The organism is Modestobacter sp. VKM Ac-2978 (assembly GCF_026968025.1).
GTDB lineage: Bacteria > Actinomycetota > Actinomycetes > Mycobacteriales > Geodermatophilaceae > Modestobacter.
Window position 1 is genome coordinate 1 of the sequence record NZ_JAPVBP010000012.1, and the last position, 18,557, is coordinate 18,557.

Annotated in this window: 14 protein-coding genes and 5 pseudogenes; 9 read left to right on the forward strand and 10 right to left on the reverse strand. The window is 68.5% G+C overall.

Annotated elements, in window-relative coordinates; all coding sequences use genetic code 11:
* Positions 1 to 181 precede the first annotated feature (181 nt).
* Positions 182 to 659, reverse strand: a pseudogene (locus tag O2W53_RS24010) (hypothetical protein); the annotation flags it as partial.
* Between the two features lie 665 nt (positions 660 to 1,324).
* On the opposite strand from O2W53_RS24010, the gene O2W53_RS22830 reads away from it, so the two are divergent.
* From O2W53_RS22830 to O2W53_RS22840, 3 genes are all read left to right on the forward strand, one after another.
* Positions 1,325 to 2,260 carry an alpha/beta hydrolase family protein gene (locus tag O2W53_RS22830; RefSeq protein ID WP_269165348.1) on the forward strand — a complete coding sequence of 312 codons (936 nt, stop codon included), beginning with the start codon at positions 1,325 to 1,327 and terminating at the stop codon, positions 2,258 to 2,260.
* A gap of 119 nt (positions 2,261 to 2,379) precedes the next feature.
* Entirely contained in the window at positions 2,380 to 3,246 is an 867-nt protein-coding gene (locus tag O2W53_RS22835; protein WP_269165349.1) for an AraC family transcriptional regulator, read from the forward strand.
* A 257-nt stretch (positions 3,247 to 3,503) separates the two neighbouring features.
* The gene (locus O2W53_RS22840; RefSeq protein ID WP_269165350.1) at positions 3,504 to 4,730 is read left to right on the forward strand and encodes a transposase; all 1,227 of its coding nucleotides are present in this window, start codon (positions 3,504 to 3,506) and stop codon (positions 4,728 to 4,730) included.
* 243 nt (positions 4,731 to 4,973) lie between these two features.
* Here the strand turns inward: O2W53_RS22840 and O2W53_RS22845 are convergent.
* Both O2W53_RS22845 and O2W53_RS22850 read right to left on the reverse strand, forming a co-directional pair.
* Positions 4,974 to 5,402: pseudogene (locus O2W53_RS22845) on the reverse strand (alpha/beta hydrolase family protein); the annotation flags it as partial.
* A gap of 57 nt (positions 5,403 to 5,459) precedes the next feature.
* The gene (locus O2W53_RS22850; protein WP_269165351.1) at positions 5,460 to 6,533 is read right to left on the reverse strand and encodes an amidohydrolase family protein; all 1,074 of its coding nucleotides are present in this window, start codon (positions 6,531 to 6,533) and stop codon (positions 5,460 to 5,462) included.
* An 82-nt stretch (positions 6,534 to 6,615) separates the two neighbouring features.
* Between O2W53_RS22850 and O2W53_RS22855 the strand changes: the two genes are divergently transcribed.
* Together O2W53_RS22855 and O2W53_RS22860 are read left to right on the forward strand one after the other, a co-directional pair.
* Positions 6,616 to 7,122, forward strand: coding sequence for a MarR family winged helix-turn-helix transcriptional regulator (locus tag O2W53_RS22855; protein ID WP_269165352.1), 507 nt, complete (start codon positions 6,616 to 6,618; stop codon positions 7,120 to 7,122).
* A gap of 363 nt (positions 7,123 to 7,485) precedes the next feature.
* On the forward strand, positions 7,486 to 7,923 hold the full coding sequence (locus O2W53_RS22860; protein WP_269165353.1) for an SRPBCC family protein: 438 nt from the start codon (positions 7,486 to 7,488) through the stop codon (positions 7,921 to 7,923).
* 440 nt (positions 7,924 to 8,363) lie between these two features.
* Here the strand turns inward: O2W53_RS22860 and O2W53_RS22865 are convergent, their stop codons facing one another.
* Positions 8,364 to 8,591, reverse strand: a complete 228-nt coding sequence (locus tag O2W53_RS22865) for a hypothetical protein (RefSeq protein ID WP_269165354.1) — start codon at positions 8,589 to 8,591, stop codon at positions 8,364 to 8,366.
* Positions 8,592 to 8,932: 341 nt separating this feature from the next.
* Between O2W53_RS22865 and O2W53_RS22870 the strand changes: the two genes are divergently transcribed.
* Together O2W53_RS22870 and O2W53_RS22875 are read left to right on the forward strand one after the other, a co-directional pair.
* The gene (locus O2W53_RS22870; protein WP_269165355.1) at positions 8,933 to 9,769 is read left to right on the forward strand and encodes an NmrA family NAD(P)-binding protein; all 837 of its coding nucleotides are present in this window, start codon (positions 8,933 to 8,935) and stop codon (positions 9,767 to 9,769) included.
* 658 nt (positions 9,770 to 10,427) lie between these two features.
* Positions 10,428 to 11,591 (forward strand): annotated as a pseudogene (locus O2W53_RS22875) (IS3 family transposase).
* Positions 11,592 to 12,353: 762 nt separating this feature from the next.
* Here the strand turns inward: O2W53_RS22875 and O2W53_RS22880 are convergent.
* From O2W53_RS22880 to O2W53_RS22890, 3 genes are all read right to left on the reverse strand, one after another.
* Positions 12,354 to 12,752 (reverse strand): hypothetical protein, encoded by a 399-nt coding sequence (locus O2W53_RS22880; RefSeq protein WP_269165356.1) that lies wholly within the window; start codon positions 12,750 to 12,752, stop codon positions 12,354 to 12,356.
* A 4-nt stretch (positions 12,753 to 12,756) separates the two neighbouring features.
* A complete protein-coding gene (locus O2W53_RS22885) occupies positions 12,757 to 13,263 on the reverse strand; it encodes a QcrA and Rieske domain-containing protein (protein ID WP_269165357.1) in 507 nt (168 codons plus the stop codon).
* Between the two features lie 189 nt (positions 13,264 to 13,452).
* Positions 13,453 to 14,685: a monooxygenase gene (locus O2W53_RS22890; RefSeq protein ID WP_269165358.1), complete on the reverse strand. Its 1,233-nt coding sequence runs from the start codon at positions 14,683 to 14,685 to the stop codon at positions 13,453 to 13,455.
* A 154-nt stretch (positions 14,686 to 14,839) separates the two neighbouring features.
* Here O2W53_RS22890 and O2W53_RS22895 point away from each other — a divergent pair.
* Positions 14,840 to 15,364, forward strand: a pseudogene (locus O2W53_RS22895) (transposase); the annotation flags it as partial.
* 99 nt (positions 15,365 to 15,463) lie between these two features.
* On the opposite strand, the gene O2W53_RS22900 reads toward O2W53_RS22895, so the two are convergent.
* From O2W53_RS22900 to O2W53_RS22910, 3 genes and pseudogenes are all read right to left on the reverse strand, one after another.
* Complete coding sequence (locus O2W53_RS22900) at positions 15,464 to 16,837, reverse strand: HAMP domain-containing sensor histidine kinase (protein ID WP_269165359.1); 1,374 nt, start codon at positions 16,835 to 16,837, stop codon at positions 15,464 to 15,466.
* Between the two features lie 74 nt (positions 16,838 to 16,911).
* Entirely contained in the window at positions 16,912 to 17,595 is a 684-nt protein-coding gene (locus tag O2W53_RS22905; RefSeq protein WP_269165360.1) for a response regulator transcription factor, read from the reverse strand.
* A 137-nt stretch (positions 17,596 to 17,732) separates the two neighbouring features.
* A pseudogene (locus O2W53_RS22910) lies at positions 17,733 to 18,152 on the reverse strand (transposase); the annotation flags it as partial.
* Between the two features lie 45 nt (positions 18,153 to 18,197).
* On the opposite strand from O2W53_RS22910, the gene O2W53_RS22915 reads away from it, so the two are divergent.
* A complete protein-coding gene (locus tag O2W53_RS22915; RefSeq protein ID WP_269165361.1) occupies positions 18,198 to 18,527 on the forward strand; it encodes a transposase in 330 nt (109 codons plus the stop codon).
* The last annotated feature ends 30 nt before the right edge of the window (positions 18,528 to 18,557 follow it).

The following is an 18,557-nucleotide window of genomic DNA, read 5'->3' on the forward strand; positions in this document are numbered from 1 at the left end:
AGCCAGACCACAGCGACCGACCACCGCCGGCGGAAGGCGAAACGCCCAAGACGATCAAGCAGACCTGCCATGTCGGTGCTCCCAGTTCTCGTGGATGTCACAGGGAGCGTTCCCTCCAGGCAGGGGTCCCGTCGTCGTGCAGACGCAGGCTTCATCTACGGTGATCGCAGTAGGCAAGAACTCAACGTCGGGACTGCTTCGCGGAGTCAAGCGGGCAGTATGGGCACGAGCGTCCGTACTGGATGGGCGTGAGTCGACCGAGGCGTCTTGACCGCGCCGCCGGTGATGGGCCCGTTCGATCCAGCTGGCGATCGCGATCCCCAGCGCTTGTCGGGTCCGCGACTGTCGGCGGTCGAGCACGCTCTTCTGCAGCAGGGCGAAGAACGACTCCATGGCAGCGTCGTCGCCGGCCGCGCCGACTCGGCCCATCGAGCCGGTGAGCTGATGCTGATTCAGGGCGTGAACGGACTTCCGCCTGCGGCACTTGTCGATGGAGTAGCCGGCGATTCGGTTGGAATGCGCGTCGTGATCGCGCACAGGTAGAGCTTGCCCTCGGCGGTGCGGTGTTCGGTGATGTCGGTCAACTACAAGGCGTTGGACGCCTCGGCGGTGAGCACCTGGTTGACCCGGTTGTCGTGCACCGGCGGTCCGGCCGGCCGCCCTTGCCTCGTCGGGGCTTGGCGAAAGCGCTCCACCACCGGTTTGCCGCACAGATCGCCAGGCCGCCCGAGCGGTCACCGGCTGCCCGTTCGCGGCGGCCTCTGTGGTGAGCAGTCGGTAGCCGAACTCCGGCTCGTCCCGGTGGGCGTCGAACAGCGCGTCGGCCCGGTAGGTAGGCACGCGGTCCCGGGCGGTGACCCGTGCGGCAGCCATCGCTAGCAGGGCTGGCGAGCGAGCTTGGGAACCCGGCACGTCACCGTCACGAGGACCCCGTCGACGGGGAGCTCACGAACGAGCCGGTAGGTCATGTCCCGGCAGGTTCGCCTGGGACAGATGGGCAGCCGCCCGGCGCAGCACCTCACCGGCACGGCGTCGTCACCTGGTGAACCGGTGCCGCCGCCCAGTCAGCCACCATCGACAGAGACGGAGCCAGCCTTGCTCGAGGAGAGCTCGTTGGATTGGCGGCACGCTGACGGTGATGCATCACCGGATGCCTGCCTCGTCAGGCGGATGTCTCCGGAGGAGAGCCGGTGGTCGTCCCCGACGTCTGGCAGGATCTGGCAAGTACATGGCTCTGAGTGGTATCCACTCAGCTGTCCTTCCCGCATACGTTCGTCTCGATCCAATGATCGCTCTGTCGAACGAATGATGAGGAAGTTCAATCGTGACCGATCAGACCGTTGTTGACGTTCAGGACCTCGCAACCGTCCTCGACCCTTTCGTGACTGGTCTCGCACACTCCTCGCGGTCTCCGGTGCTACGGAACCCGGCGGATGCAGGGATCGCCTATCAGGACATCTCCTACCCGTCTTCTGACGGGACTCCGCTGGAAGCCTGGTTCATCCCGTGTGAGGGATCAACGAAGTTGATCGTCTCCCTGCACGCCTTCGGTATGAACCGTTATGGATTTCCGGCGCACATTGAGCCGTGGAAGTCGGCCTTCGGACCCGGCAACGACACTGAGGTGGACTTCATCCAGGACTACAAGATCCTGCACGACGCCGGCTACAACGTGCTCACCTTTGACTTCCGCAATCACGGCCTCACCAGTGCGGCGAACGGGAACCTCGCATCGAACAACCGATTCGAAGCGCGTGACGTCATCGGTACGTTGAACTACATCCGTATGCGCCCGGACCTGGCAGGTATGACGCTCGGCATCCTCGCCCGGTGCATGGGCGCCAATGCGACGTTCCGGGCCATCGACGAAGACCCGCACGCCTTCAGGGACGTGAAGTGTCTCGTGGCCCCGCTCCTGCTGTCGCCGCTCGCCTTCCTGGAGACAGTGCTGGACGCCTCCGGTCTCGGCGAGCACGCAGACGAGGTCGATCGGCGGTTCCACCTGATCACCGGCGAGCGGCTGGTCGGTGGAACCGTGAGCAGGTGGGCGCCGTCGGTCACCATGCCGACGTTGACCTACGGGGTTCATGGCGACACGATCACTCGTCCCGCCGATCTGGAAGACGCCTACGCCGCCCTGGGGGCGACGGAGAAGGACATGTTCTGGATCGAGGACACCCCCCGGCGGTGGGACGGGTACAAGTGGTTCCAGCGGCACCCAGAACGTGTCCTCGAGTGGTTCGACACGTTCATGAAGTAGTGGCTTCGCAGGTGCAAGGCCTGCATGGTCCCTGTCACGGCGCCTCCTCCGGGCGATCCCGGGAGGAGTCGCCAGTCGAGGTGTGCTCGACTGAGGTGGGAGAAGAGAGCGGGAGAGGGATGGCAGGGCTGTATGCAGAGATGCGCCGACGCATCGCAGCGGCGGCCGATGATCCGGAGGGCAGGGCCGCAATCCCCGGGGTGACTCTTCACGCGGTCCGCACGCCCAGCGTCCCGGCTCGTGTGCTCTTCCAGCCGACGCTGTACCTCGTCGTGCAGGGAGCCAAGCGATTGATGCTCGGTGACCGGGAGATCACCTACGGTGGTGGTGAGCTCGTTCTGATGGGTTTGGACCTGCCCGCCCTGGTGCAGGTGACGAGGGCATCCGAGGACGAGCCGTACCTGTCCATGGAGATCGCTCTGGATCGACAGGTGCTCGCCGCCCTCGCCGCGGAGATGCCATCCGGCTCACGTGATGACGCGGAAGCCCTGACCGTCGGGCCCCTGCCTGCCGCGGTGCTCGAGCCAGCGCTGAGGCTGCTGCAGCTGATGGACGTTCCGACCGATGCGCGCGTGCTGGCGGACGCGGTCAAGAGAGAGATTCTCTACCGGGTGTTGTCAAGCCCGGGAGGAGCCAGCTTGACCCAGCTCATCCAAGCCGATTCCTTACTCGCCCGGATCGGCCAGGTCACCGAGTGGATGCGTGATCACCTGGAAGAACCCATCAGAATCGATGAACTGGCCAGTCGAGCCGCAATGAGCGTCACGTCGTTCCACCGCGGCTTCAAGTCCGTGACCGGAACGTCCCCCGGTCGTTATCACAAGATGCTGCGGTTACACGAAGCGCGACGGCTCATAGTCGCGAGGTCAGACAACCTGGTGCGAATATCAGCCGCGGTCGGGTATGTCAGCCCGTCGCAGTTCAGTCGGGACTACAAGCGCGAATTCGGCTCGGCTCCGGTCGTCGACGCCAGGCGCTTCGGCTGACTGTGAGGCTGGCCGGGTCGGTCCATCGGTGATGGGCTGACGGCTGGCAGCAGCGGGTGTGACCCTTCGTCTGATTGGCTTCGTGCCTTTCGCCCGACTTGTCCGTCTGCTGCTGCCGGCACCGGCCCGGCCCGGCCGGAGACGTTGGCCTGATCAGGAGCTTGACCGCCAGTGGCTGCTGACGTGTCTCATCACAGTCCTGCCATCTCCGCACCGGACCGGGACCTGCTGCGTCCCATCTGGTGAGGAGAGAACGCATGTCCATGCTGGCAGAGCTGGTCGAGGTCGTCATCGGCGTCGACACCCACAGCCAGACCCACACCGCCGCAGTCCTCGACGCCCGCACCGGTGGCGTGCTGGCCAGGGCGACGGTCACCGCCGACCCGGACGGCTATGCGGAGTTGGTCGCCCTGGCCGAGCAGCACTCCGGGCTTCGGGCCTGGGCGATGGCAGGCGCCGGTGGCTACGGCGCCGGCCTGGCCCGCCATCTGGCCGCCGGTAGCGAGATGGTGGTCGAGCTGGACCGGCCCAAGCGACCGGCACGGCGGGCCGGGGCCAAGTCCGATCCGATCGACGCCGAGCGCGCCGCCCGCGACGCGCTGGCCCGGACCCGGCTGGCCCAACCCAAGACCGGCGCCGAGCGCGCGGCACTGCAGATGCGCCTGACCGCCCGCCGCGCCGCCGTGGAGGCCACCAGCACCAGCCAGCGGCAACTGCTGGCGATGGTCATCACCGCCCCTGAGCAGGTGCGCGCCCGCTTCCGCGGCCAGAACACCCGCGCGATGATCACCACCGCCGCCAGACTGCGCCCCGGCGCCAGCACCGACGACATCGAGGTGATCACCGCGCTGACCGTGCTCCACGACCTGGCCGACCGCATCCGCTTCCTCGAGGCCGAGGCACTCGGCCACGAGAAGGCCATCCGCACCATCGTCCGCTCCTGGCGGTCAGACCTGCTCGAGTTGACCGGAGTTGGACCGATCGTGGCCGCCACCGTGCTCACAGCCTGGTCCCACCCCGGCCGCTGCCGCAACGACGCGGCGTTCGCCATGCTCGCCGGCACCGCCCCCATCCCGGCGTCCTCGGGCAAGACCGTCCGCTACCGGCTCAACCGCTCCGGGGACCGCCAACTCAACCGTGCCCTGCACACCGTGACCCTCAGCCGCCTGCACCAGGGCCTGTGCCCGTCGTCAGATCAACGGGCACAGGCCGTGACTCAGTCGGGGCTACTTCTGCTGGATCCTGGCGAGCGCCGCGCCTTCGCCGGAGAGGGAGGCGATGGCCGTTGGCCACTGCGTGGTGTCTACGCCGAGGGTGTCGCGGAGGTAGGCGAGGGTGATGCGCTGGAGCAGTGCGACCCGCGCCGGGTGCTCGTCGGTGGTCTCCTTCGCGTCGTAGCCGGGGATACCCCCGAGGGAGTGCTCCGCGTCGGTGAGGGTGAGCAGGGCCTTGGGGCCGGGGCTGAGGGTGTAGGGGTCTGCTGACCAGTCGGGGCCCCGGACGGTGAGGAACGACTGGTCGCGGTCGCCGGCGACGACGAGTGCTGGCGCGGTCATGTGCTCGAAGGTGACGTTCAGCCAGGGCAGCGTGTCGATGATGCCCGGCTTGAGGTGCTCGCCCCCGACCCCGGCGGTGCCGAGCAGGATGCCGGCCGAGACCCGGGCGTCGGACATGTCCTCGCCGTCGCCGGCTGGGGCCAGGACGCGCAACCCGAGGAGTGCGGCGGTGGTCTGGCCGCCGAAGGAGTGGCCGGCGGCTGCGATGCGGGTCGAGTCCATCCGCCCGGGCAGGCCGGGGACGGCGGCCTCGAGCGTCGGGAGGTGGTCGAGGATGCGCTTGGCGTCCTGGATGCGGTGGCGCCAGAGCTCAGCGGCGCGCGGGTCGTCCGCGGGGACGCCGATGCGCCGGGAGTCCAGGTAGGTGGCCTGGACGACGACGAAGCCGTGGGCGGCCCAGTAGTCGGTCAGCGGGCCGTAGCCGTCCAAGGACGAACCGAACCCGTGGGAGAAGAGGACCACCGGCAGGTCGCTGCCGGTGACGGGTGCGGAGATCCGCACCTCCAGGTCTGCACCGCGACCGGGGGCGGGCAGCGCGACGGGCTTCACCGAGACGACGGGAACGCCGCCGTCGAGGGCGTCGCGGTTGGTGCTGGTCATGACAGCTTCCTTCTCTCCAGGGGCTGGGGGACGGTGTGAGGGGTGGTCGGGGAAGGTTCAGGCGGTCGGCAGCCGGAACAGCCGCTCGGCGTTGGCGTGCGCGAGCTTGGTGCGGTCCTCGGGGCTCAGCGGCGCGGTCTGGACGAAGATCCGAGCTCCGTTGCTGCCGCTGAAGCGGCCGCGGGAGTCCTCGCCTGCCGTGCCGGTGGTGCGGCCGTAGGGGTCGTCCTGGCCGAACATCACCCGGTCAGCGCCGAGCACGTCGACTGCCTGTCGGAGCATTCGGTGGCTGAAGACGCCGCCGGCGGTGACGTGCACGTTGCCGGTGATGTAGTCCAGGACCCGCCGTTCCAAGTGCCGCGCGGCACCGCTGAGGAGGTCGGCGCGGTCAGCGAAGGGGACGAGCATCTCGCCCCAGTGGCCGAGGACGACCTGCAGGTCCGGGTGCCGGTCGAACGTGCCGGACAGGATCAGGCGCAGGGTGGCCAGCCCGGCTTCGGCGTGCCAGCCCCAGCCGCCGGTGCCCAGGATCATGGACGTCCATTGGTCGAAGCCGCCGTAGGCGATGGTGCGCAACTGGCGGGGCGGCAACGCTGGGTGGATGTAGAGCGGCACGCGCAGTTCCGCTGCCGCCTCGAAGATCGGCCGGAACCGGTCGTCGTCGAGGAAGACGTCGCCGGTCCGGGGGAAGAGCATCGCGCTTACATGGCCGAGTTCGGTGACGGCCCGACGCAGCTCGTCGGCGGCCGCGGTCGCGTCGGGGGTGGGCAAGGTGGCGAAGGCGGCGAATCGGTCGGGGTGCCGGCGCACCGCGTCGGCGAGGAAGTCGTTCGCCTCCCGGGCCAAGGGTGCCGCCTCGACGGCGGGCAGGGGCTGCGTCCCAGGGGTCGTGACGGACAGGACCTCCATCGCCACACCCGCGGCGTCCATGCGGGCCAACCGCTCCTCGCCGACGTCGAGCAGAGCCCGGTTGATGTCTCCCCGGCTGCTCATCAGGTTGACGGTGTCGTCGCCGCCGAACCGGAGGAGGGCATCGCGCAACTCGGGAGTCCAGGCGTGCTCCTCGACACCCACCACCCGACCAGCGGACGTGCCGGGGCCGGGCTCAAGACACTCGTCTTCCTCATCCATGCAGATAGTCTGCACCGTAGACGATCCCTAGTGGCAAGCAATCGTGACGCAGATCATTGGTGTGCAGGAGTAATCTCGCCGCATGGACATCGGGCAGCCGTCGTCAAACGTCGAGTCGAGTGACGTCGATGCGCTGGATCGTGACCTGGGCTGGGCGATCGGTGTCGTGTCCCGCAGCTACCGTCGGCTCGCCATGGCCGCCGTCGAGCAGTTGCCCGCCGGGCCGCGCGGCTACCACCTCCTCTGCGCGGTGGCTGATGGTCCGCCTCGGTCACAGCTGGCGCTGGCGCGGCGTCTCGGCATCGACAAGACCGTCATGACGTACCTGGTCGACGACCTCGAGAAGGCCGGCATGGTGGTCCGCCGGCCCGATCCGCTGGACCGACGAGCCCGTCAGGTGACCATCACGGCGAATGGTTTCCGGGCGTTGCAACGAGCGCGTGAGCAGGTCCAGGACGCCGAGTCGGAGCTCCTGGCCAACCTCACAGCGGAAGAGGCCGACGTGTTGCGGAGTGTGATGGCCCGCCTGGCGCGAGACGCGCAGGAGGTCGCCGTTCAGTCGGGTGAGTCTGCGGCCCCCAGCTGCTGATCGCAGCGCCCGTCGACCCATACACGTGCAGGCCAGGTGGAGATTCGCCGACCAAGCGCCGAGCCACGTTCTGGGGGGTGCGCAGCAAACCGAAGTGACGAGATCGGCGGCGGGTCCACGTCAGATGCTCGTCGATCCGGGCCGTGGATCCCGGTCGAAGGTCGTGGGCCGGTCACCTGTTGACCGGCCTGCAAGAGGCCTCGCGTGCGCCGCCTTCAGGCGTCATCACCTCCTGCGAGGAGCCGAAGTCCATCCGAGCTCGATACCTCTCAACATAGGATCCTGGCGAGATGGGGGTCAGGGTCAGGTCCGTGACTGATGAGCCTTCTCGTAGTCGCCTATGCCCCTGTAAGGAGCATCGTGATGCTTGCCTATGCCGCACGAGCAGTGTCGTCGGCCCCGCGCCCTGAGTTGTGGTCGCTGTTGCTCGCCTCGGCCAGCTGGCCCGCATGGTCGACCGTCGATGAGCTGGTCCTCGACGAGTCCGAGGGGCTGGCACCCGATGGCCGGGACGGCGTCGGCGCCACCCGAGCCTTCCGCACCGGCAAGGTCGTCACCATCGAGCGCATCACCGCTCTCGACCCTCCCCGGCGTTTCGCCTACGAGGGAGCGCGCAATGCCTTCATCTCCGACTACGCCGCGGTGATCGAACTGGACGAGACGTCCTCCGGGGGAACGGTCATCCGGTGGTCAGGCAGCTACACCGCTCGCTGGGGCACCCGGTGGCTGATGCGTCGCATCATGCGCGCGGTGATGCAGAAGATGGCGGACGGTCTGGCGTCCTACTCGTCGGCGCGCTGAACCGCGCCTGTGACCCGAGATCTTGCTGACTGCATCTCCGCGGCGGTGCACTCGGCCCGGCCCGATCAGTTGCTGCTCAGTCGCAATAGCCACCGGGCGGGGAAGCGAGCTTCGTCCAGCCGTCATGACCAGATGAAGACGACGAGGCGGGTCCGGTCGCGCTCCTTGTTTCGTCATCGCTCGGTGTGTGTGCGCGGACCGTCAGGGGGCTGACGAACAGCCGTTCGGCGATCTGGTGGTTGGACAGGTAGTGCGCGTCATCCCATGCCGGTGAGCTCTTCAGCGTCGCGGGTGGCGCCTCATGAAGACCGGGTCACTGTGGCGTCGTCCTGTGGCTGCAACTGGCAGCAGCAGTGCTCACTGGTGTCGCAGCGGCATACTCGATGCTCAACGGCAGCTCGTAGGAGGTCTCGTGAGCGGACCAACCAAACCTCCGTGTCTCAGGGTGAGGCCCGTTCCGTCTGCCAGGTGAGACGAAGCGCTGGCGAGACGCCCATGCTCGCGCCGAGCTTGAGATGAAGCTTGCCATGCAACTCGCAGTACCTGTCTGGGACCGAGGACCTGCGGCAGACGCGGTCCCCGATGAACAAAATGTCGAAACTGATGCTGTCGTCGTCCATCCGGGCGAGATCCTCAGCGCTGACGAGATCGCCGCCCTCGAGTTCCACTACCGACAGACTGCTGAGCTGCCGAACTCCGGCGGCAAGCGCACTGGCGATGTGTTTCGCTATAACAGAGGCAAGATGATGGACGTCGTCCGCCCAGATGACGGCGGCCCGAAGGTCATTGTGAAGGTTGGGCTCTTCGAGCCGAACTCGAAGCGACCAAAGCTAACCCCCGGGCAGCGAATCAGCCTGGGCGCCCCTCGCGGGGAGCGATCCGCCGCAGGCACCGAACTGCCGAGGGCCAGCACCCGGAGGCGCTAGCTTGCCCAGCCAGCAACGCAGCCTTACTCCAAGCCGTATTCGGACTCCTGGCCGTATCCGGCGCCTGGTTGTTGACTAGAAGCATGAGCGATACCACCGTTTTGGTCCTGGGCGCGACAGGCAAGGCCGGCAGACGTATCACTCCGCGGTTGCGGATGCGGGGACTGACCGTTCGCGCCGCCTCGCGGACCAGCCCCACCCCCTTCGACTGGTCCAACCCGGGCGGTTGGGATGCCGCGCTACGCGGTGCCGACGCGGTCTACGTCGTGCCTCCAGCTGTGCCCGGCCCAGTGCACCAGTTGGTTGCCCGAGCCATCGCGACAGGCGTGCAGCGCTTGGTATTGCAGTCCGGGCACGGCGCCGACGTCTGGGGCGACACCGCTTTCGGGAGGGACATGCTCTCGGCCGAAGACGCCGTGCGGGCATCGAACCTCGAATGGACCGTCCTACGTGCGGCGAACTTCAACCAGAACTTCGACGAGGAACTCTGGCACGCACCCCTAGTGCAAGGGGAGCTGGCGCTGCCAGCCGGTTCAGTACCAGAGCCGTTCATCGACCTAGAAGACGTCGCCGACGTGGCGACCGCCGTGCTGATGGAACCCGGGCGGCATGACGGGCGCATCTACGAACTCACCGGGCCGCGGGCGTTGACGTTCGCTGAAGCCGTCGAGGTCGTATCAGTGGCATCGGGGCTACCGATGACCTACCGACAAATCTCTCCGCAGGAGTACACCGACGCCCTGACTCAAGGGGGACTGCCTCTAGAAGTGGCACACCACGTCTCAGAGATGTTCGTGATGATGGCCCGCGGGGTCATCGCTCAAACAACCGAGGACGTCAGCGCAGTGCTCGGTCGGTCGCCCCGCTCCTTCGAGGAGTATGCAGTCCGGGCTGCGGCTAGTGGGGCCTGGCGGCGTTGACCGGTCGCTGGCCCGTTGTCTGCGGTCGCCAGAACAGGAGCTGGCTCGTTGTGCTGCCCGCATCAGCGTCGGTGAGGGAAGCTGGTGGCCAGCCAAAGTCTGCGGTGGCCGAGGAACTGCTGGTGCGTCTCGGGTCCCGGCCAGAAGCAGCTACGCGCAGAACAGCAGCCACGGGGTCATCACCAGCCAGGAACTCGCATCTGCTGGACAACGTCGCCGCGGACCACGGTCACGTGCACGTCCTCTCAGCGGCAGGCTGAACAGTCGCGCCAGGACGATGAGTCCGCCGTTCTAGCGCTCCCCGATCTTGAGTCCAGCATTGGCCCACCAGCTGCTGCGCGATGCTGAAGCATGCCGACCCTGTTTCGGCGCACCGATCAGCCGCACCTGCCGCTGGGGTACATGAGCATGGTCGCGTCGAGTAGGGCGCCCGGTGACTAGTTGAGCGGGCGGTGCGTTGGAGCGACCACGGCAGGAGGCGAGCTTCAACCCACCAGGCTGCACAACTGGTCACTCAGACAGGCGGGCAAGGCGGCCCAGCCGGGCGGCAGAACTTGGTCGAGACTGCATCCGGGTCTAGCCGGTCGGTCGGGGACTGCCCCCGGTTCGGTTGACTCCTTGGCTGTGAGGCTGCGGCCTCGCTGGAAGGATCAGCATCGTGCCCAAGCCGTATCCGGCGGAGTTCCGTCGTGACGTGATCGCGGTGGCCCGCGAGAGCGAGGCGTCGGTCGCCCAGGTGGCCAAAGACTTCGGGATCTCCGAGACCTGCCTGCAGCGCTGGCTGAAGATCGCCGACCGCGAGGACGGCCTCGCAGCGTCGGCCTCGGGTGACCGTGGTGGCGGGTCGAAGGACGACTCCACGGAGCTGCGGGAGCTGCGCCGGCGCAACAAGCTGCTCGAGCAGGAGAACGAGATCCTGCGCCGGGCGACGGCCTACTTCGCCCGCGACGTCCTCCCAAAATGATCTACCCGCTGGTCCGTGAACTCGCCGCCGACAAGATCCCCGTCGCGGTGACCTGCCGGGTGCTGGGCTTCTCCAAGCAGGTCTTCTACAAGCGGTGCGCCAACCCGGTCAGTCAGCGGGATTGGGACGACGCGCACCCGATCAACGCCGCGGTCGACATCCACTATGACGACCCGGCCTTTGGCTACCGGTTCATCGCCGACCAGCTGGACGAACGCGGCCTGGCAGCGGGTGAGAACCGGGTCGCCCGGCTGTGCTCCCAACAGCGCATCTGGCCGGTGTTCGCCAAGAAGCGCGGACTAAACCGCAAGGCGGCCCACCGGTGCACGACGACCTGGTCCACCGCCAGTTCACCGCCGCGAGGCCGAACACGTTCTGGCTGACCGACATCACCGAGCACCCCACCGCCGAGGGCAAGCTCTACCTCTGCGCGATCAAGGACCTGCACTCCGGCCGGATCGTCGGCTACTCCATGGACGCCCGGTGACCGCCGCCCTGGCGGTCACCGCACTGCGCAACGCCATCGCCCTGCGCGGGCCAGCCGGCACGATCGTGCACTCAGACCGAGGCAGCCAGTTCCGCTCCACCGCCTTCGTCACCGCGCTGAAGAACAACAACCTGACCGGCTCGATGGGCAGGGTCGGCGCCTGCGGAGACAACGCCGCAATGGAGTCCTTCTTCGCCCTGCTCCAGCGCAACGTCCTGGACCGCCAGCGCTGGACCACCCGCGAGGACCTGCGGCTGGCGATCATCACCTGGATCGAGAAGACCTATCACCGACGCCGCCGGCAACGCCGCCTCGGACGACTTACACCCATCGAGTTCGAGACACTGACCCAGGCCGCTCACGCGGCCTGATCGCCCCTACCGAACCGAGTCAACGGGAGCGGGGGCAGTCCCGACCCCGGCGCGCACGAGGTGTTGCTTGCCACGGACGACGGTGATGTTCTTTGGGTGACACAGTCAGGTTCGGCAGCTGCCCGAGCAGATGGTCACCGACCATCGCTCCTGGAACATCACCTGCGTCTGCTCACGGCGATACACGGGCGACTTGCAGCAACGGTGGGGGCTAGGAGGAAGGGCGGCCTGTCTGGTCCCGGTAGCTGCACATGGCCGTGTGGTTCGCTGGCCGGTTGGTCGCAGAGGACCAGTGACGTTCACATGGCAAGGCGGGCGCCCGTCTTGAGCATGTCCGGGAACTGGCTCAGCGAAGTCCGGGAAAGGTTGGGTATCGGGCCGTCCGTTAAAGGGTGGTTGTGGGCCGCAATTGCGGAACCCCTTTCTGGTCACGCAGAGCGACACGACCGTTTTCCGCTGTCGCTCTTCCCGACCGCGGCCTGTGAAGGCCGGGTAGTGGTCAGTCCGTTAACAGGTTGTTCCGGTCAGTCTCGCCCGCAGCGATGAAGACTCGGCCGGCTACGTCGATGACTCGGCGGGAGAACGGGGGCTGTGCCTCAGAGTCCAGCGAGGTGAGTCTGCCCCTAGCAGGCGCGATGAAGTCCGCATGCGCCCACACGGGCCTGGCTTGTCGGTCGGTCGCAGGCCGTCGGCACCGAGGACTGGACGCCGGCGCAGGTGGCCGCGGCGAACGAGCGCCGGCTGCTCGGCGACGACTGACTTCTAGGCCCTCGCCGGGCGCCGTTCGACGACGATCGTGACGATGCCGAGTGCGATCACCCCGATCTCCGAGATCGCCGCCAGCCACTCCGGGATGCCCGACCACCGCGAGTGGACCTCGAAGAACCCGCTGGGCGTCGTCGCGAGGATGAACGCACCCAGCGTCGCGACGCCGAACCCGATCGCCCCGAGCAGCGGCAGCCAGTGCCGCCACACCAGCACGAGCACGCCGAGCACGATCCCGCCGATACCGTTGAGCAGGAACGCCGGACCGACGATGTCGACCGACCTCATGCCGGTCGCCCACAGGTCGAGGTGGACGACGGCGGACAGCATGAGGCACGCGCACAAGAGGGCGCGCAGCACGTCGGACGTCGCCTGCCGCCCGCGATGTAGCTCCACTGGTTCAGGTCTTCCCTGCGAGGACTTCACCATTGACGACGTGCACGTCCACCTCGGACAGCGGTTTCGGAGCAGGGCCCGAGACGTTCGCGCCGGACAGGTCGAACACCGAGCCGTGGCACGGGCAGACGAGCTCGCCGCCGTCACCCTTGACCGTGCAGCCCTGGTGCGTGCAGATCGCCGAGAGCGCGACGATCGTCCCTGCGGACGCCTGCGTCAGGAGGAGCTCCTTCCCGTCGGCGTCCTTGACGGAGAGCGCGCCGCCCTCGGGGACGTCAGAGACCTTGGCGAGCGCTCCGGACCCGCCGCCGGTGTTCTCGCTCGGGGTGTCGTCGTTCGTCGAACCACCACCACTACCGCACGCGGCGAGCACGCCGGCTGCGGCAACGCCGGCGGTGACCAGTCCGGCCCGCTTCAGCATCTGCCGGCGATCGAGACAGCCGACGCAGTTCGATGCGTGCTTGTGGTTGTTCGGGTCCAGTGTGTTCGGGGCATCCAGCAGCGAGGACATCTGCACCTCCGTGCGCGAGTCGGGACGAGCGGTCACCAGTTGTCACGAGGCGGAGGTCGCGGAAGTCCACCGCAACTTCGGCCTGTTTGCCACGACGCGAGATCGTGGAGTTCGGTGCGGACGTGTGTGAGCTCAGAGCTGATCTTCGGCTTGTTGACCTCAGTGAGCCCACACACGTCCGACGCGGCGTCAGGACTCGCGGGGGGAGACCGTCATGATCCCAATGCACATCTCGTCGGCGGTGCCGTCGCCCCACACGACGTAGCGCGGCGGCAACGTGCTCAGCTGCGGCACCTGCTTGCGCAACCCCGCGTCGTGCGTACACGTCACCCGCAGCGTGTCCCCCGGATCGACCTCCACCGGCTCCGGCAGCTTCAGCATCCGCTGGTTGTCGAAGTCGAACTGCGGCACGTCCAGCAGGACCTTGGCCTCCGGCGTGCCCGGGTTGAGTTCGACCTTCATGGACCGCCCGTGCATGTGCATGTGACCGAAACCGGCGAACACCGTCACCGGCTCCTCCACCTCGTGGTCACAGGTCTGGGTGTCACCGGGCTCCGGCACGCCGCTCTCGTTGCACTCCTCCACCTGCTCGTCCGCGAATTCGCCGACCTCCGGCCCGAAACGCTCGGTCACGTCCGCGATCGAGGCCGCCCGGTCACAGAGCGGACCCGACTCGTCGGCGGCACAGGGCAGGTCGATCGGCGCGTCGAGCGACCACGTCTCGAGCTCCCGGGTCTGCGGCGTGCCGTCCGTCAGCCGCAGCCGCACCGCCGAGCGGTCCGACCCGGCCGGCTCGCCGTCGGTCGCGAGCAGGTTGTAGTGCATCTGGAAGACGATCAGGCTGCCCGGCTCCAGCTTGAAGCCGGCGTCCTGGTCGAGCAGCGTCTCCGTGGCGCCCGGCGCCCAGGTGTCCACCCACGCCGCGCCCGGGTCGGGGCTCTCCTCGTCGTCCTCCACGTCGGCGCCCTCCACGCCGGTCCCGCCGAAGCACTGCCAGCCGAGGCCGGGAGTCTTCGCGTCGTGCTCGCGCACCGCGGCAGCGTCGCCCGCCGGCACCGCGTACACGATGCCGTGGTGCGCGATGTCGACGTTCTCCGGAATGACCTGGGTCCCGGTCAGGAACGCCTCCTCGGTCAGGCCCGGATCGAGCACCTGGCACCGGTACTCGTCCACGGCGCCCTCCGGCGGCGCGGGCGTGTAGGCCTCGGCCATCTCCAGCTCGACGAACCGTTCGCCGGCGCGCAGCGGCTGCGGTGGAGCCGACGACCCGTCCCCGTGCGCGCTGTGCGAGTCGGCCGCGGCGGGCGCCGCAGGATTGTCCGCACCCGAACTGCAGGCGGCGACAGCGAACACCGTCGCCAGCGCCATGATGGGCGCCCCGACCTTCCACCTTGAACCGGACGGCGCTGCGTTGACTGCCATTACTAGCCTCCTAATGCGGATTGCACCGCTTACCTGAGGCCTGCTTCCTACCGAGCGAAACTTAGACACCCATTAGAGCGACGCTCGGGACTGCTCCGGGTTCGGTTGACTCCTGGCCTGTGAGGACGTGGTCCTCGCTGGAAGGATCAGGATCGTGCCTGGTGCATACCCGCCGGGGTTCCGGCGTGACGTGATCGCTGTCGCCCGTCGTGGCCAGCAGTCCCGGGCGCAGGTCGCCCGCAGCTTCGGGATCTCCGAGTCCTGCCTGGGCAGGTGGTTGGCGATCGCGGACCGGGGGGACGCGCGCGCCTCGAGCCGCCGTGAGCCTGATCCGGCGCCCGGCGCCCGGCGGTGATGATGAGATCCGTGAGCTGCGTCGACGGCTCAAGCAGGTCGAGCAGGAGAACGAGATCCTGCGCCGGCGACGGCCTACTTCGCCCGGGACGTCCTCCCGAGATGATGTACCCGCTGGTCGCTGACCTGGCCGCGGACGGTATCCCCGTCGCGGTGACCTGCCGGGTGCTCGGGTTCTCCAAGCAGGCGTACTACGCCTGGGTTGCGGCCGGTCACCGACCAGGACTGGGACGACGCGCATCTGATCAACGCCGCGATCGACATCCACCACGACGACCCGGAGTTCGGCTACCGGTTCATCGCCGACGAGCTGCCCGCTCGAGGCGGCTGGGGTCGGCGCACTGTGTCCTGCCCCGACGGTGAGCCGCGCGGGCCATGCTCGAGGGCCGCCGTCGCTCGTCCTGCGCCGCGCCGCCGGGGCGGGTCAGCGCACCGCGGTGTCCTCCCCGGCGGTGAGCCGCGCGATCGGAGCGGGCGGGGCCGCGGCCGGAAGGTCGACCCGAAGCAGCGCGCCACCGCGTGCGGAGCGGGCGACGGTGGCCCGGCCGCCGTGGGCATCGACGACCCGCTGCACGATCGACAGCCCCAGTCCGGATCCCGGCAACGCCCGGGCGCTGTCGGCACGGTAGAACCGGTCGAACACCCGCGGTACGTCGGCGGCGTCGATGCCCGGCCCGGCGTCGTCGACCTCGAGCACCGCCGACGTGCCCTCGGCACGGAGCCGGACCTGGACCGGTTGGTCCGCGGGGGACCACGTGCCGGCGTTGTCGATGAGGTTGAGCACCGCCCGCTGGAGCGCAGCGGGACGCCCGCTCACCCACACGGAGGTCACGTCGAGCGCGACCTCGATGTCGGGCTTGCGGGAACGCCCCCGGGTCGCGGCGGCCGCCACCACGTCGGCGAGGTCGAGCAGCTCGGCGCTCTCGTCGCTGACGTCACCGCGCGCGAGGTCGGTCAGCTCGGCGGCAAGGGTGCTCAACTCGGCCACCTGGGCGCCGAGATCGTTGAGCAGGCGGGTCCGGCCCTGCGCAGGCAGTGCGCTGTCCAGGGTGCCGCGCCGATCGAGCCGGATCAGCAGCTCGACGTTGAGGCGCACGCTGGTGAGCGGGGTCTTGAGCTCGTGGGCGGCGTCCTCGGCGAGCAGCCGCTGGGCCTGCCGGGAGTCCCGGAGCGCGGCGAGCATGTCGTTGATCGACTGGATCAGCCGCCGGATCTCCCCTCCGCCCTCATCCGGGATGTCGGCGTCGAGATCGCGGGTGTGCGCGACACGCACCGCGGCGGCGGCCAGCCGGTCGATCGGCGCCAGCCCGATCCGCGCCACGGTCCGCCCGACAAGGGCCCCCCCGACCACGCAGAGCAGCCCGGTCAGCAGCATGGCCAACCCGAACCGGGTGAGCGGGCTCTCGTCGGCGACGCGGGCCACCTGGACCGCGCCGTCGCCCGCCCGCACCGTGTAGGTGAAGTAGTCGTCGTCGCCGCCGTCGTTGTCCTCCATCAGGTCGTCCGATGCGCCACGCGCCACGCGCCCGGCGTGCTCGCTGACCGGGGGCAGCGCGGGTTGGCCGGCCGGCGTCCGGGTGGAGCCGTCGGGCAGGATGACCCGCACCAGCCGACCGGATCCGGCGTACGGCGGTAGCTCGACCTGCGCCAGACCGGCGCGCTCCGCATTCGTCGCCAGCACGCGGGACTCGGCGCGTAGCTCATTCTCGGCGGTGTCCTGCAGCTCCCAGTACAGCAGCCCGACGCCCCCCAGGAACGCCACGAACACGCTGACCGCGATGGCCGCCGCCGCGATCACCGTCAGCCTGGTCCGCAGGGACCACCTGCGCCACCATCGGGTCAGCCGTCGCGGTTCCCGGCCGGCGGGCCCGCTCACGGAGGAGTCTTCCGCAACGTGTACCCCATGCCGCGCAGCGTGTAGATCAATCGCGGCTCACCCTCGGCCTCCATCTTGCGGCGCAGGTAGCTCACGTACACCTGGAGGTTGTTGGCGGTGGCGCTCATGTCGAAGCCCCAGATCGCCTCGAACAGCATGTCGCGGGTCAGGACCCGGGTCGCGTTGCCCATGAGGACCTGCAGGAGGGAGAACTCGGTCCGGGTCAGGTGCAGCGGCCGCCCGCCCCTCCACGCCTCGAACCTGTCGGGATCGAGCCGGACGTCGGCGAACGACAGGATCTGCGACTCCTCGTCGGTCGGCGTGCGCCGGCGCAGCAGGGCCCGCACCCGGGCCAGCAACTCCTCGGTGGCGAACGGCTTGGGCAGGTAGTCGTCGGCGCCCGCGTCCAGCCCCGCGACCCGGTCGGAGACCTGGTCACGAGCGGTCAGCATCAGCACCGGCAGCTCCCGACCCGCGGCCCGCAACCGCCGGCAGGTCTCCAACCCGCCGAGGCGGGGCATCATCACGTCGAGGATCAGCAGATCCAGCGTGTCACCGCCGGCCCCACCGACCCCGTCGAGCACCGCGAGACCGTTGGGCACGGTGCTGATGTCGTAACCCTCGACCTGGAGCACCCGCTCCAGCGACTCACGGATCGCCGCGTCATCATCCGCGATCATGATCCGCACGCCGGCCCGCCCCCTTCCAGTCGATGCTCGTGCCGCTCACCGTCCCCGATGAGCCTGAGGCCAGGATTAGCTGTCTTCTCACCAAAGCAGGGACTGCTGCAGCTTCGGTTGACGGTGGTTGGGACTGATCATGCCGCGATAGCGGCCTGAGTGGTGAAGGCGAGTTCGAACTCGACTGGGGTCGGCTTGCCGAGGGCACGCTGGCGCCGGCGGCGGTTGTAGGTGTGCTCGATCCAGAACACGATCGCGGCGTGGAGCTCGTCGCGCGTGCGCCAGCGCCGGCGGTCCAGAACGTTCTTCTGCAGCAGCGCATGCCAGGACTCCATCGCGGCGTTGTCACCCGCGGAGGCGACGCGTCGCATCGATCCCTGCAGGCCGGCGACAGTCAAAACGGCGCGGAAGGATCTTGCTCGGAACTGGGATCCGCGGTCGCTGTGCACCACCACCAGGCCCCGCGGCTGGCGCCGTGCAACCGCCGTACGTAGCGCGGTGACGGCCAGCTGGGCGGTCATCCGCTCGTCGATCGCGTAGCCGACGATGCGGTTGCTTCTGCCTGAGCGGTTGGGGCCGTGACAGACGGTGTGGGCATCCGAGTGGTCCGGCTTGGACCGGGTCGGCCCCGCATCCGCCCGACGGCGGTACTGGGCGATCGGGCCTACTGCTCCAAGGCCATCCGCGCCTATCTCCGATCCCGCGGGATCGCGGCGGTCATCCCCGAACCCCGCGACCAACAAGCTCACCGCCCACGCCGCGGCGATGAGGGCGGACGCCCGATCAGCTACGACCGCGGGTTCCACAAGAAGCGCAACGTCGTGGAAGGCTCATTCGCCCTGCTCGAGCAGTGGTGCGGACTGGCCACCCGATACGACGAGCACGCACTCATCTACCGCGGAGCCGCCGTCCTGGCCGCCGTCCTCTCCTGACCAGAACGTGAGAGACATGCCCTGGGCGAG